Here is a 13,882-nt window from a genome sequence, read left to right on the forward strand (position 1 = left end):
TCCGTCGTCCACCGACTGTCCGCTGAGCAAACGCTCAGTCGGTCGCCGATTGTTCCAGACGGGCTGCCGGACGCTCCTCCGGGTGGTCGTCCCCAAGGTCTTCGGGGCGGTCGGCGATGCGGTCTTCGGGGCGGTGCTCCGGGCGGCTTTCGAGGCGGACCACAAGGGATTTGCTCGCCGGGGTGTTGCTGGTGTCGGCGGTGGCGTCCAGCGGCACCAGGACGTTCGTCTCCGGGTAGTACGCGGCCGCGCAGCCGCGCGCGGTCGGGTAGTGCACGACCCGGAAGCCGGGCGCCCGCCGCTCCACACCGTCGCGCCACTCGCTCACCAAGTCCACGTACGAGCCGTCGGCCACCCCGAGCCGGCGCGCGTCCTCGGGGTTGACCAGCACCACCCGGCGCCCGTTCCTGATGCCGCGGTAGCGGTCGTCGAGGCCGTAGATCGTGGTGTTGTACTGGTCGTGCGAGCGCACCGTCTGGAGCAGCAGCCGGCCCTCGGGCAGCTCGGGGTACTCGACCGGCGCGGCCGTGAAGTTGGCCTTGCCGGTGGCAGTCGGGAAGCGGCGCTCGTCGCGCGGCGCGTGCGGCAGGGCGAAGCCGCCGGGGCGGCCCACGCGCTCGTTGAAGTCCTCGAAGCCGGGGACCACCCGGGAGACGCGGTCGCGGATCGCGCCGTAGTCCTTCTCGAACTCCTCCCACGGCACCACGCTGTCCTCGCCCAGCACCCGGCGGGCCAGACGGCAGACGATGGCCGGCTCGGACAACAGGTGCGCGCTCGCGGGCTTCAGCCGGCCGCGCGAGGCGTGCACCATGCCCATGGAGTCCTCCACGGTCACGAACTGCTCGCCCGCCGCCTGCACATCCCGCTCGGTCCGCCCGAGCGTGGGCAGGATCAGGGCCCGCGCGCCCGTGACCGCGTGCGAGCGGTTCAGCTTGGTCGACACGTGCACGGTCAGCCGCGCACGGCGCATGGCCGCCTCGGTGACCTCGGTGTCGGGAGAGGCGGAGACGAAGTTGCCGCCCATCGCGAAGAACACCTTCGCCGCGCCGTCGCGCAGCGCGCGGATGGCCCGTACGACGTCGTAGCCGTGCTCGCGGGGCGGGGCGAAGCCGAACTCCTTCTCCAGCGCGTCCAGGAAGGCCGGCGCGGGCCGCTCGAAGATGCCCATCGTGCGGTCGCCCTGCACGTTGGAGTGGCCGCGCACCGGGCACACGCCCGCACCCGGGCGGCCTATGTCGCCGCGCAGCAGAAGGAAGTTGACCACCTCGCGGATGGTGGGCACGGAGTGCTTGTGCTGGGTCAGGCCCATCGCCCAGCACACGATGGTGCGTTCGGAGGCGAGGACCATCTCCAGCGCCCGGTCGATCTCCTCGCGCGTGAGCCCGGTCGCGGCCAGCGTCTTGTCCCAGTCCGCGGTGCGCGCCGCGGCCTCGAACTCCTCGTATCCGTGGGTGTGCTCGCGCACGAACGCCTCGTCGACGCCGCCCTCGGTCTCGATGATCAGCTTGTTGAGGAGCCGGAACAGGGCCTGGTCGCCGCCGAGGCGGATCTGGAGGAACAGGTCGGTGAGCGCGGCGCCGACGGCCAGCCCCTTTGCGGTCTGCGGGTTCTTGAACCGCTCCAGGCCCGCCTCGGGCAGCGGGTTCACGCTGATGATCCGTGCGCCGCTCGCCTTGGCCTTCTCCAGCGCGGAGAGCATCCGGGGATGGTTCGTGCCCGGGTTCTGCCCGGCCACGATGATCAGGTCCGCCTGGTACAGGTCCTCCAGCAGCACGCTGCCCTTGCCGACGCCGATCGTCTCCGACAGGGCCGAGCCGGAGGACTCGTGGCACATGTTGGAGCAGTCCGGCAGGTTGTTGGTGCCCAGCTCGCGCGCGAAGAGCTGGTAGAGGAAGGCGGCCTCGTTGCTGGTGCGGCCGGAGGTGTAGAAGACCGACTCGTCGGGCGAGCGGAGGGCCGCGATCTCCTCGGCGACGATCCCGAAGGCGCGCTCCCAGGAGACCGGCTCGTAGTGGTCGCCGCCCTCGGGCAGGTACACGGGGTGGGTGAGGCGGCCCTGCTGGCCCAGCCAGTAGCCGCTGCGGCCGGCCAGGTCGGCCACCGAGTGCGCGGCGAAGAATGCCGGGGTGACCCGGCGCAGCGTGGCCTCCTCGGCGACCGCCTTCGCGCCGTTCTCGCAGAACTCCGCCGCGTGCCGGTGCTCCGGCTCCGGCCAGGCGCATCCCGGGCAGTCGAAGCCGTCCTTCTGGTTGACTCGCAGCAGGGTCAGCGCGGTGCGGCGCACGCCCATCTGCGCCTGCGCGGCGCGCAGGGTGTGCCCGACGGCCGGCAGTCCCGCCGCCGCGTGCTGCGGCTCGGAGACCCGCGGCGCGTCCTGCACCGGATCGCCCTTGGGCGGCTTGGCGGCCATCGTGCCCTCCTCTTCGACCGTGCGAGTGAGCTATGTCTCCGATCCTCGCACGAGGCGCTGACAACGGGTCCTGGCGGGGCGACGGACGCGGGGGAGGCGGGGGAGGCGGGGCAGGCGGGGAAGGTGAGGTGCACGGGGCGGCCGGGGCCGGTGGGTTCCGGGCGGACAGGGCGGCCGACCGAGACGGGGCAGGCGGGGACGAGTTCAGCCCGCGCCGGGGCAGGACGCGGCGTGGCGCATGCGGCCGCACGCGGCTGGATCGAGTTCAGCCCCCGCCGGGGGCGGGACGCGGCGTGCGCGCGGCGGGGCGAGCGGGCCGCGGCGCCGGGCGCCGGGCACGGGCCTCCCGGCCGCCGGGCGGGCCGACCGAAGGCGGCGGACCCGGCCGGGCCACGGCTGTCAGTGGCACGTGGCAGGATCGGGGACGTGGCAGAGACAGCATCGAAGAAGACCGAACCGACGTCCGGCGGCGACCGTCCCCGGCTGATGCTCATGGACGGGCACTCGCTGGCCTACCGCGCGTTCTTCGCGCTGCCCGCGGAGAACTTCACCACCGCGACGGGCCAGCCGACCAACGCGATCTACGGCTTCGCGTCGATGCTGGCCAACACCCTGCGTGACGAGGCGCCCACGCACTTCGCGGTCGCCTTCGACGTGTCCCGCAAGACCTGGCGGTCGCAGGAGTTCACCGAGTACAAGGCGAACCGCTCCAAGACCCCCGACGAGTTCACGGGCCAGGTCCAGCTCATCTGCGAGCTGCTGGACGCGATGCACGCCTCCCGCTTCGCCGTCGAGGGCTACGAGGCGGACGACGTGATCGCCACCCTCGCCACCCAGGCCGAGGCCGAGGGCTTCGAGGTGCTGATCGTCACCGGCGACCGCGACTCCTTCCAACTCGTCTCCGACCACACCACGGTGCTGTACCCGACCAAGGGCGTCTCCGAGCTGACCCGGTTCACCCCGGAGAAGGTCGTCGAGAAGTACGGGCTGACGCCCGCCCAGTACCCGGACTTCGCGGCGCTGCGCGGCGACCCGTCCGACAACCTCCCCGGCATCCCGGGCGTCGGCGAGAAGACCGCCGCGAAGTGGATCAACCAGTTCGGTTCGTTCGCCGAGCTGGTGGAGCGGGTGGACGAGGTCAAGGGCAAGGCCGGGCAGAACCTGCGCGAGCACCTGGAGGCCGTCAAGCTCAACCGCCGGCTCACCGAGCTGGAGCGCAACGTGGAGCTGCCGCAGCAGGTCACCGGCCTCGCCCGCGAGCCGTACGACCGCAAGGCCGTCGCCACGGTCCTGGACGCCCTGGAGATCCGCAACCTCTCGCTGCGCGAGCGGCTCTTCGCCGTCGACCCGGGCGCCGAGGAGGCCGAGACCGCCCCGGTCACGGCAGAGGGCGTGGAGCTGGACGGCGCGGTGCTCAGCACCGGCGAGCTGGCCGGATGGCTCGCCGAGCACGGCGACCAGCCCCTGGGCGTCGCCACCGTCGGCGCCTGGGCGCTGGGCGCCGGCTCGGTCGCCGAGGTCGCGCTCGCGGCGTCCGGCGGCGCCGCCGCCTGGTTCGACCCCTCCCAGCTCGACGAGGCCGACGAGCGGGCGTTCGCAAGCTGGCTCGCCGACGCCGACCGGACCAAGGTCCTGCACGACGCCAAGAGCGCGATGCGCGTCTTCGCCGAGCACGGCTGGAGCGTCGAGGGCGTGCGGATGGACACCGCGCTCGCCGCCTATCTGGTCAAGCCCGGCCGCCGCTCCTTCGCCCTGGACGCCCTCTCCCTGGAGTACCTGCACCGGGAACTGTCCCCCGCCCAGGCCGACGGCCAGCTCGCCTTCGGCGCGGACGACGCCGCGGAGGCCGAGGCCCTGATGATCCAGGCCCGGACCATCCTCGACCTCGGCGAGGCCTTCGAGAGCCGCCTGCCCGATGTGAACGCCGCGGACCTGCTGCGCGACGTGGAGCTGCCCACCTCCGCCCTGCTGGCCCGCATGGAGCGGCACGGCATCGCCGCCGACCGCGGCCACCTGGAGACGATGGAGCAGACCTTCGCCGGCGCGGTGCAACAGGCCGTGAAGGAGGCGCACGCGGCGGCGGGCCACGAGTTCAACCTCGGCTCGCCCAAGCAGCTCCAGGAGGTCCTCTTCGGCGAGCTGGCCCTGCCCAGGACCAAGAAGACCAAGACCGGCTACACCACCGACGCCGACGCCCTGGCCTGGCTGGCCGCGCAGACGGACAACGAGCTGCCGGTGATCATGCTCAGGCACCGCGAGCAGGCCAAGCTCCGCGTCACCGTCGAGGGCCTGATCAAGACCGTCGCGGCCGACGGCCGCATCCACACCACGTTCAACCAGACGGTCGCCGCGACCGGCCGGCTGTCTTCCACCGACCCCAACCTCCAGAACATCCCGGTCCGCACCGACGAGGGCCGGGCCATCCGGCGCGGCTTCGTGGTCGGCGAGGGCTACGAGTCGCTGATGACGGCCGACTACAGCCAGATCGAGCTGCGGGTGATGGCCCACCTCTCCGAGGACGCGGGCCTGATCGAGGCGTTCACCTCGGGCGAGGACCTGCACACCACGGCCGCCTCCCAGGTCTTCCGCGTCGAGCAGTCGGCGGTGGACGCGGAGATGCGCCGCAAGATCAAGGCGATGTCGTACGGGCTGGCGTACGGCCTGTCCGCCTTCGGCCTGTCCCAGCAGCTCAACATCGAGGCGGCCGAAGCCCGCGCCCTGATGGACGCCTACTTCGAGCGCTTCGGCGGCGTGCGGGACTACCTGCGCCGCGCGGTCGAGGAGGCGCGCGCCACCGGCTACACCGAGACCCTGTTCGGCCGCCGCCGCTACCTGCCGGACCTCAACAGCGACAACCGCCAGCGCCGCGAGATGGCCGAGCGGATGGCCCTCAACGCGCCGATCCAGGGCACGGCGGCGGACATCGTCAAGATCGCCATGCTGAACGTGGACCGCGCCCTGCGCGAGGCCGGTCTCACCTCCCGGATGCTGCTCCAAGTCCACGACGAAATCGTCCTGGAGATCGCCCCGGGCGAGCGGGCCGCGACGGAAGAGATCGTCCGCCGCGAGATGTCCGGCGCCGTCCGGCTCCGGGCCCCGCTGGACGTCTCGGTGGGCGTCGGCCCGGACTGGGAGTCGGCGGCGCACTAGTGCGGTGGCCGGAAGGGTCTGCCGGACAGCTCAGCGCGTCACGGGCCGCGTGCGGTGCGGTGCGTCGCATGGCGGAGGACTGCCCGTGTATGGGATGTCCTCCGGTAACGCCACGTACTCGGGCTGTGCGACGACGCGGCGAGGCGCCGCGGCGGGCGTCGTGAGCCGGTGAACCTCTCCGGCCGCAGCGCTGTTGGGCGTGTCGTCCCCCAGTCGTCGCCCGCAGGGCAGACGGCAAGGTGATCGACAGGTCTTGGCGGGCGGCGCGCGGCGCGGTCGAACGCAGAAGGGGGCCTCGGCGGCCCTTGGCGGGCGGCGGCCCAAGTCCGGTAGGGGCCGCCAAGCTCTAGGCCCAGTGCGGCAGGGCCGCCGAGCTGTGGCCCTGCCCGGCGGCCGTAGTCCTGCCGTGGCCGTCCCGCCGCGGCGGGACGGCCACGGTGACGTCCTCGCAGGTCGCCGCGGTCCATCACTCTCGTGGCCCCCGAAGAAACGCAGCCGTCCTCCCGCCCCTGCCAGGATGCGGACATGGGTATACGCATGCTCAACCACCGGCCGGCGGCGCCCCGGACCCTCGTGGGGGAAGCGCCCGACGTGACGGCGCCGTCGGTTCCCGCCTTCGCGACCGGCGCAAGCACCGCCCGTGTCCCCGCCGGCCTCGCGACCGCCTTGCGCCGCGCCGTGGCCGGTCTGCGCCGTCGGTCGGACCCCGCCGACCCGCAGCCGTGGCACCTGTGGGCCGACCTCACCCGCGGCTACCTCGCGCTGCTGCTGAACCGGCTGCCGCAACCAGACCCGTCGAACACCGTCACCGTCTTCGTCGCGGCCCCGGCCTTCACCGCCGACGGCCCCAGCGGCCGCCCCGCCCGCTGAAACGAGCCACCGAGCCGCTCGTGGACACGCCGCCCGAACCGGCCCTGCACATCACCGCCTCACCGCGCCCAGGCACGCGGCGCACGGACCGTACGGTTCGCGGCCTCCCCGACGAAGACGAAACCATCGCTGCAACTGCGACCAAGGAGGGCGTGTGCTTTGCGCACGCGCCCTAGCTGCCCGCCTCCAGCGCCACGGCTGCCACCGCCCCTGCCCAACCCCTGTCGCTACCCCCGCCCGGCCCCACGGCTGGACCTACGGCTGCGCGGGCTCCACGGCTGAGCCAGCGGCAACGGAGGCCGAGCGGGTGCGGCCGCCGCTGCGGACCCGGCCGGTCAGGCCCCTCGTGCGTCCCGGCCGCCGCCCGGCGTCGGCCCCGCCAGGGCCCGCGTCGGCGTCCCCGCGTCGCGCTCGGGCTCCCGGCGCGCCCGCAGCGCCCTGAGACCGGTCGCGTAGGCGACGACTCCCACTGCCAGCCCGGCGCCCGTGCCGAAGCACACGGCCGGGACCAGGTCCAACAGCGTCCCACCGGGACCGGTCCATGACTCGCTCACCCGCTGCGCCGCGCCCGCCGCCGCGCAGCCCGCGATCACGGCCCCGGCCCACCAGCGGTCCCGCACCGACAACAGGGGCACTCCGGGAGCCCCTGCGGCCGGCGCCCGCCTCAGCGCGCGCACCATGAACCAGACGATGACGACCGCGGCCGCCGCCGAGCTGCCGTACTGCAGGCACCAGTACAGCGGAGCGCCCGCCGCCTCGTGTCCCAGCACCGGGAACAGCCGCACCCCCCACCGGCCGGGATGCGTGAACGCGTCCCACACCACGTGCGTCAGCGCGCCCAGCACAGCGGAGACGTACCACCGCAGGACCAGGGACGCCGTCACGCGCGACGGCGGCGCCCCGCACCGCAGCAGCGCCGCCGGACGCCCCTGACGGGCTCGCGGCAACAGCGCCACCAGCGGCTCGCGGACCGCCAGCCACAGCCACGCCGACGCCCAGGCGGTCGCCGCGTCCACGGAGAAGACGCCGGGGACGGAGTGCGTCACCTCGCCGAACTCCATCGCGCCAGGCAGCACGTTAGCCGCGTAGTACGTCATGTCGGGGGCGAAGGAGCCCGCCAGGAGCATCGCCGGGACGAGCCGGGCCCGCCCCGTTCCGTCGCCGCGCACCGCGGGGAGCACGGCGGCCGCATGGCTCAGGGTGAATGGCAACGGGGCTCCCGGGGAAGGGGGTTGAGCCGGGGACGCTGGGACCCCGGTGGTCGCCGTGGACCGTACCCGGGGCACGGCGACGCTCCGACTCGGCCACGGTAGGTGGCCAAACGGTGAAAACCGGGCGCGAACGGCTCCCGACGGAAAGCAAGTTGTCGTAGGGTCTCCTGGGTCATACACCTGGAAGGCTCCACGAGGGCAACCAGTATCGCGGGTCGACCGTCACAACAGGGCGAGCAGACAGTGCAGAAGGGCGCTCGGGCGTCCACGGGAGGGGTTCACTCCATGGCGGCGCATTTCGGCAGGAGACTCTACAAGGGAGCGGCCACCACAGCCGTGGCCGCGGCGGCGGTCGCGGCACTGTCCGCATCCCAGGCGCCGGGCGCGACACTCGACGGCCAGGGAAGACAGAACGCCGCGGGCGCCACCCCGGCGCCGGCGCCCGTCACGGGCCTCGACGGCGACGGCGCCGCGACCGGCAACTCCCCGTACTACACCGACCTGCCCCCGCTCAAGAGCCCCGCCCCAGCGCCCACCGCCAGCACTCCGTCCCCCGGCGTTCCGGTCGTCAGCGGTCCGACCGAGGCGGGCATACCCGCCACCGTCCTCGACGCCTACAAGAAGGCCGAGGCGGAGCTGCGCGCCGCCAAGCCAGGCTGCAACCTGCCCTGGCAACTGCTCGCCGCCATCGGCAAGGTCGAGTCCGGCCAGGCGCGCGGCGGCCGAGTGACCGCCGACGGCACCACGCTCTCCCCGATCCTGGGTCCCGTCCTCGACGGCGCCGGCTTCGCCCACATCAGCGACACCGACCACGGCGTCTACGACGGCGACAGCACCTACGACCGCGCGATCGGCCCCATGCAGTTCATCCCGTCCACCTGGGCGTGGGCGGGCCGCGACGGCAACGGCGACGGCAAGCGCGACCCGAACAACGTCTACGACGCGGCCCTCGCCGCCGGCCACTACCTCTGCCGCGACGGCTGGGACCTGTCCGACGGCGCCGACCTCAGCCAGGCGATCCTCAGCTACAACCACTCGCAGGACTACCTCGACACCGTCCTGTCCTGGCTGGAGTACTACCGCAACGGCACCCACTCGATCCCGGACGGCACCGGCGCACTGCCGGCCGGCCGCAGCGACGCCGGGACCGGGGCTTCCCGCGGGCCGTCGCCCTCGCGACCGTCCTCGGCGTCGCCCGCGCCGCACCACTCCGGCGCCCCGGCCGGGCCTGCCAAGCCGAGCGCCCCCGGCAAGCCGGACGGCGACGGCAACGGCCCCACCCCGCCCCGGCCGACCTCGCCGACCGGTCCGCCCTCCTCGCCCTCTGCGCCGCCCACGCCCACCGACACCGTGGACCACCTCAAGGGCGCGATTTCGGCCAAATTCACCGCTATGGCGGGCCACGCGTTCACCCAGAAGATCGGTGCCCGCGCCGAGACGAAGGCCGGACAGGCGGTGGCCAAGGTCAGGGTCCGGTTCGTGATCGACGGGGACACCGACGCCGCCTTCACCGGCGGCGAGAAGACCGCCACCGTCCTCACCGGCGCCTCCGGGACCGCCGTCGCCCCGGCGCTCCAGGCGGGCGAGAAGACGGGCGGCTTCACCGTCCGCGCCGTGGTCGTCGGCCGCACGGTCGCCGCCCTCGCCTACTCGGCCGGCGTCACCGAGCGCGCCGCCGACGCCCTCACCCGCACCGACGACACCGCGCTCACCTGCACCCCCGGCGGCGAGTTCGCCCACCAGCTCGAGGTCGCGGCCACCTACCAGGGCGCCGCCGCGGACAAGGTCGCGGTCACCGCCACCCTGGCCAAGTCGATCCTCGACCCCGCCGCGAACGACAAGGGCCCCTACTTCAAGGACGCCGACGGCAAGGCCGTCCGCACCCTGACGAACCTCACCACGGACGCCAAGGGCCTGCTGAAGCTGCCGAAGCTGTACGCGGACGACGTCACGGGAACCTTCCTGCTCCGCGTCACCACCGCCGGCGGCGCGACCCTGACGGTGGAACTCAAGGTCGCGGCCGACGGCGCCACGACCCAGCCGTCGCCCGCTCCCGGCAGCGCCTCCCCGTCGCCGACGTCTGCCTCCCCGTCGTCCTCGTCGTCCGCATCGCCCTCCGCGGCGGCGTCGAAGCGCTCGTAGGGCTCGTGACACCGTGCGGCCCGGTCGTGACGAGCCGGGCCGCACGGCCCGTCAGCGCCCGAGCCGGGCGTTGGTGTGCCGGGTCGGCGCCGCGCCGGCCGGGTCTTCGGGCCAGGGATGCTTCGGATACCGCCCGCGCAGCTCGGCCCGTACGCCCTTGTAGCCGTCCCGCCAGAACGAGGCGAGGTCGGCGGTGACGGCGGCGGGCCGTCCCGCGGGGGAGAGCAGATGCACGAGGACCGGAACCCCGGCCACCTCCGGTGACTTCTCCAGCCCGAACATCTCCTGCACCTTCACCGCGAGCACCGGCTGATCCGGGTCGCCGTAGTCCACCCGTATCCGGGAGCCGCTGGGCACGGTGATCCGCTCCGGGGCGAGTTCGTCCAGCCGGGCGGCCTCGCCGCCGGTCCACGGCAACAGCCGGTTTAGAGCCTGTCCGGCGTCGATCCGCGCCAGGTCCGCACGCCGCCGGGCGCGACTCAGCTCCGGCTCCAGCCACTGCGCCACGCGCGCGTGCAGCGCGTCGTCGCCGACGTCCGGCCAGGGCTCGCCGAGCCGCCGGTGCAGAAAGGCGAGCCGCCGCCGCAGCGCCTCGCCGTCCGGCGACCAGCGCAGCACCCCGAACCCCTCCTGGCGCAGCCCGTTGAGCAGTGCCTCCCGCACCAGGGCCGGGTCCGGCCGGGTGAGCGGGCGCACGGCCAGCTCCACCGCCCCCAGCCGCTCGACCCGCCGGGCCACCACGTCCCCGCCGGACCAGCGGACCTCTTCCCGCTCCTCGTGCAACGCTCCGGCCGCCAGCCGCGCCACGTCCTCGTCGATCGCCGCGGCGAGCTGCACACGCGCGTGCCCCCTGCCCAGCGGCCGGTCCGCCACGGCGACGGCGATCCAAGGCTGCCCGCGCAGCGCCGACCCCTCGGGCAGCTCCGCACGCGTCCCGGACGCCATCAGATACGACCCGCCGTCCGCCTTGGCGACCCGCTCAGGAAAGGCGAGCGCGGCGACGAGCCCCGCGACATACGCGTCCCCGCCCGCCTCGCTCCCCTCGCGATCACCGGCCGCCGCCGCGCGGGGCCGCTCAGCGGCCCCCTTCAGGGCGGACCGCAGTCGCCGGACCTCCGCGCGCCACCGCGCGGCGTAGGCGTCACCGCCGCGCGAGGCCGTCCGCACGGCCGCGGCGAGGTCGTCGCCGTACTGCCGCGGCGCCTCCTCGCTGAGCAGCGCCACCGCCTCCGCGGCCCGGCGCGGCCCCACCGCCGCCTCCGCGTCCAGCAGCGCGCGCCCCAGCCGGGGGTGCACGCCCAGCCGCGCCAGCCGCCGCCCCCGCGCGGTGACCCGCCCGGAGGAGTCCACCGCGCCCACGGCCGCCAGCACCCCGCGCGCCGCCGCCATCGCGCCGCTCGGCGGCGGATCCAGCAACGCCAGCCCGGCGGCGTCCGGTTCGCCCCAGCAGGCCGCCTGGAGCGCGAACGCGGTCAGGTCGGCCGTCTTGATCTCCGGGGCGGGGAACCGCGGCAGCCGCCTGTCCTCGGTCTCGCTCCAGCACCGGTACACCGCGCCCGGCCCCTCACGCCCGGCGCGTCCGGCCCGCTGCCGCCCCGCAGCCCGCGAGGCCCGGACCGTCGCCAGCGCGCTCAGCCCGCGCGCGTGGTCCACACGCGGCTCCCGCGCGAGCCCCGAGTCGACGACCACGCGCACGCCCGGGACCGTAAGCGACGACTCGGCCACAGACGTGGCGAGCACCACCCGGCGCCGCCCGCCGGGCGCCAGCACCGCGTCCTGCACGGCCGCCGGCGCCCGCCCGTGCACCTGGAGGACGTCTGCCTCAAAGTCCTCGCCCAGCCGCGCCAGCTCGCCCGCCACCCGGGCGATCTCGCCGACGCCCGGCAGGAAGCACAGCACGTCACCGGTCCGCTCGGCGAGCGCCCGCCGCACCACCGACGCCACGTGCGCGAGCAGCGCGGGGTCCACCCGCATCCCGTGCGGCGGCCGCACCGGCCGCGCGGGCGGCGCCCAGACCACCTCCACCGGATGCGTGACGCCCTCGGCCCGCACCACCGGGGCATCGCCCAGCAGCCGTGCCCACCCCTCGGCGTCCGTGGTCGCCGACGCGGCCACCAGCAGCAGCTCTGGGCGGAGCGTGTCGCGCACGTCGCACAGGAACGCCGCCGCCGTGTCCGCGTCCAGATGCCGCTCGTGGCACTCGTCCAGCAGCACCGCGTCGACGCCCGCCAGTTCCTGGTCGCGCTGGAGCCGTTGCAGCAGCACTCCGGTCGTGACGACCTCCACGCGCGTGTGCCGCCCGACGACCCGCTCTCCGCGGACGCTGTACCCGACGCTCCGGCCGACCTCCTCGCCCAGCAGCCACGCCATCCGCCGCGCCGCCGCCCGCGCGGCGATCCGGCGCGGCTCGGCCACCACGACCCGCCGCGCCGGCCCCTCGCCCAGCAGCCCGGCGAGCACCGGCGGCACCAGCGTCGTCTTGCCGGTCCCGGGCGGCGCCACCAGGACGGCGGTCCCGGCCGCGTCGAGGGCGTCGTTCAGAGCGGGCAGCGCACCGCGCACCGGCAGCGCGTCCAGAGCGTCATAACGGATCACACCCCCAGTCTCGTACGCGGCACTGACATCCCGGTCACGAAGAGCGAGAACCCAGCCACCCCACCCCGAGCCCGGCCCACACGCGCCGAGCCCGGCCCGCGGGTGCTCAGCCTGGTTATCCCGGGCTCTCAGCCCGGCGTCGCAGCCGCCCAGACTGACCCGCAGCCGCCCAGCCCGGCGTCGCAGCCGCCCAGTCCGGCCCGCGGCCGCCCAGCCCGGCGTCGCCGGGCGCGCACGCTGCCCACTACCGGCGGACGCCCGGCCCGGCGCGCGGGCACTCAGCCCGCCCCGCGCGCCCTTCAGTCCCGTTCGCAGACGAAGATCGCCGTTCCTGGGATCAGGCCCCCGCGCAGCGGCGACCAGCCGCCCCACTCGGAGGTGTTCCAGACGGGCCACTCCGGCTCCACCAGGTCCACCAGGCGGAAGTCCGACGCCGTTACGTCGCGCACCCGGTCGCCGAGCGTGCGGTGGTGCTCGACGTACACGGCCCGCCCGTCGTCGTCCTGCTCTACATAGGGCGTGCGGTCGAAGTAGGAGGCGGACACGCTCAGTCCCTCCGGGCCCGCCTCGTCGGGGAAGGCCCACCGCAGGGGGTGCGTCACCGAGAACACGAACCGCCCGCCCGGCCGCAGCACCCGGCGCACCTCCCGCAGCACCAGGCGTGGATCGGCGACGAAGGGCAGCGCCCCGTACGCCGAGCAGGCCAGGTCGAAGGAGCCGTCCGCGAAGGGGAGCGCGCCCGCGTCGGCGCACACCAGGGGGAACGGCGCGCCGATCCGCAGCGCGTGCTGGAGCTGGCGGTGGGACAGGTCCAGGGCGACCGGACGCGCGCCCTGCCCGGCCAGCCAGCGCGAGCACTGGGCGGCCCCGGCGCCGATCTCCAGGACGTCCCTGCCCCGCAGCGCCTCGGCCGGCCCGAGCAGCTCCGCCTCCACCTCGTCCAGGCCCTCGGGGCACCACACGAAGCGGTCGTCGCCCAGGAACGTGCCGTGCTCGCTCTGGTACTCGTCCGCGTTCCGGTCCCACCACCCCCGGTTGGCCCGCGCGCTCTCGGTGACTCCGGCCGCGCGCCGGGTGGCCTCCGGCTCGAACGCCTCGGCGGTCTCGGACACTCCTGGCTCTTGGATGACGGGCTCCCTCGTATTAATGTGCGGCTCCTCCGCTTCGCCCGGCGGGGCTGTGCGAAGCCCAGGCAGAGGGGGCGCACGGCACGCCTGTGGCCGCGGAAGAAAGGAACGGCGCCGGAATTGCGGCGAACCGCCCTGGCTGTGCGGCTTCGCGCATTGACCCTGCCCGGCTGCCCCCGTATGCTACAAGTTGCGCTGCGGGCCTGCGCGCCTCAGACGGAGCAGGCTGTGCTCGCATCTGTCGTATGTCCCTCGGTTGTCGAGGCGTCACCGAAGTTTCCTCGGGTGTGACGCTTCCTCGGCTGTCCGGCTTCTTCAGAGCGAAACGGGCTCCCGGCGTGAGCAGTGCCTACGACTTCAATGTCCGTACCGGAGCC

At 74.5% G+C, this 13,882-nt stretch carries 7 protein-coding genes; 3 read left to right on the plus strand and 4 right to left on the minus strand.

The features are described from left to right. Positions 1-34: 34 nt before the first annotated feature. The gene (locus tag ABZ861_RS03775) at positions 35-2,410 is read right to left on the minus strand and encodes an FdhF/YdeP family oxidoreductase (protein ID WP_361623095.1); all 2,376 of its coding nucleotides are present in this window, start codon (positions 2,408-2,410) and stop codon (positions 35-37) included. 426 nt (positions 2,411-2,836) lie between these two features. Between ABZ861_RS03775 and polA the strand changes: the two genes are divergently transcribed. After that, positions 2,837-5,560, plus strand: coding sequence for a DNA polymerase I (gene polA / locus ABZ861_RS03780; RefSeq protein ID WP_361623098.1), 2,724 nt, complete (start codon positions 2,837-2,839; stop codon positions 5,558-5,560). A 525-nt stretch (positions 5,561-6,085) separates the two neighbouring features. Next, the gene (locus tag ABZ861_RS03785; protein ID WP_361623101.1) at positions 6,086-6,430 is read left to right on the plus strand and encodes a hypothetical protein; all 345 of its coding nucleotides are present in this window, start codon (positions 6,086-6,088) and stop codon (positions 6,428-6,430) included. 335 nt (positions 6,431-6,765) lie between these two features. On the opposite strand, the gene ABZ861_RS03790 is transcribed toward ABZ861_RS03785, so the two are convergent. Beyond that, entirely contained in the window at positions 6,766-7,641 is an 876-nt protein-coding gene (locus ABZ861_RS03790) for a DUF4184 family protein (RefSeq protein ID WP_361623104.1), read from the minus strand. Positions 7,642-7,926: 285 nt separating this feature from the next. On the opposite strand from ABZ861_RS03790, the gene ABZ861_RS03795 reads away from it, so the two are divergent. After that, the gene (locus tag ABZ861_RS03795) at positions 7,927-9,783 is read left to right on the plus strand and encodes a lytic transglycosylase domain-containing protein (protein WP_361623107.1); all 1,857 of its coding nucleotides are present in this window, start codon (positions 7,927-7,929) and stop codon (positions 9,781-9,783) included. Positions 9,784-9,834: 51 nt separating this feature from the next. Here the strand turns inward: ABZ861_RS03795 and hrpB are convergent, their stop codons facing one another. Continuing rightward, complete coding sequence (gene hrpB, locus ABZ861_RS03800) at positions 9,835-12,378, minus strand: ATP-dependent helicase HrpB (protein ID WP_361623110.1); 2,544 nt, start codon at positions 12,376-12,378, stop codon at positions 9,835-9,837. 299 nt (positions 12,379-12,677) lie between these two features. Further along, positions 12,678-13,490 (minus strand): class I SAM-dependent methyltransferase, encoded by an 813-nt coding sequence (locus ABZ861_RS03805; protein ID WP_361623113.1) that lies wholly within the window; start codon positions 13,488-13,490, stop codon positions 12,678-12,680. Between the last annotated feature and the right edge of the window lie 392 nt (positions 13,491-13,882).

Source organism: Streptomyces sp. NPDC046985, from assembly GCF_040644415.1.
GTDB lineage: Bacteria > Actinomycetota > Actinomycetes > Streptomycetales > Streptomycetaceae > Streptomyces.

What these genes read in the sequence shown, in the direction of transcription:
- ABZ861_RS03775 (WP_361623095.1), bottom strand. Translation starts at nt 2,410, where the DNA reads ATGGCCGCCAAGCCGCCCAAGGGCGATCCGGTGCAGGACGCGCCGCGG.
- ABZ861_RS03785 (WP_361623101.1), top strand. Translation starts at nt 6,086, where the DNA reads ATGGGTATACGCATGCTCAACCACCGGCCGGCGGCGCCCCGGACCCTC.
- ABZ861_RS03795 (WP_361623107.1), top strand. Translation starts at nt 7,927, where the DNA reads ATGGCGGCGCATTTCGGCAGGAGACTCTACAAGGGAGCGGCCACCACA.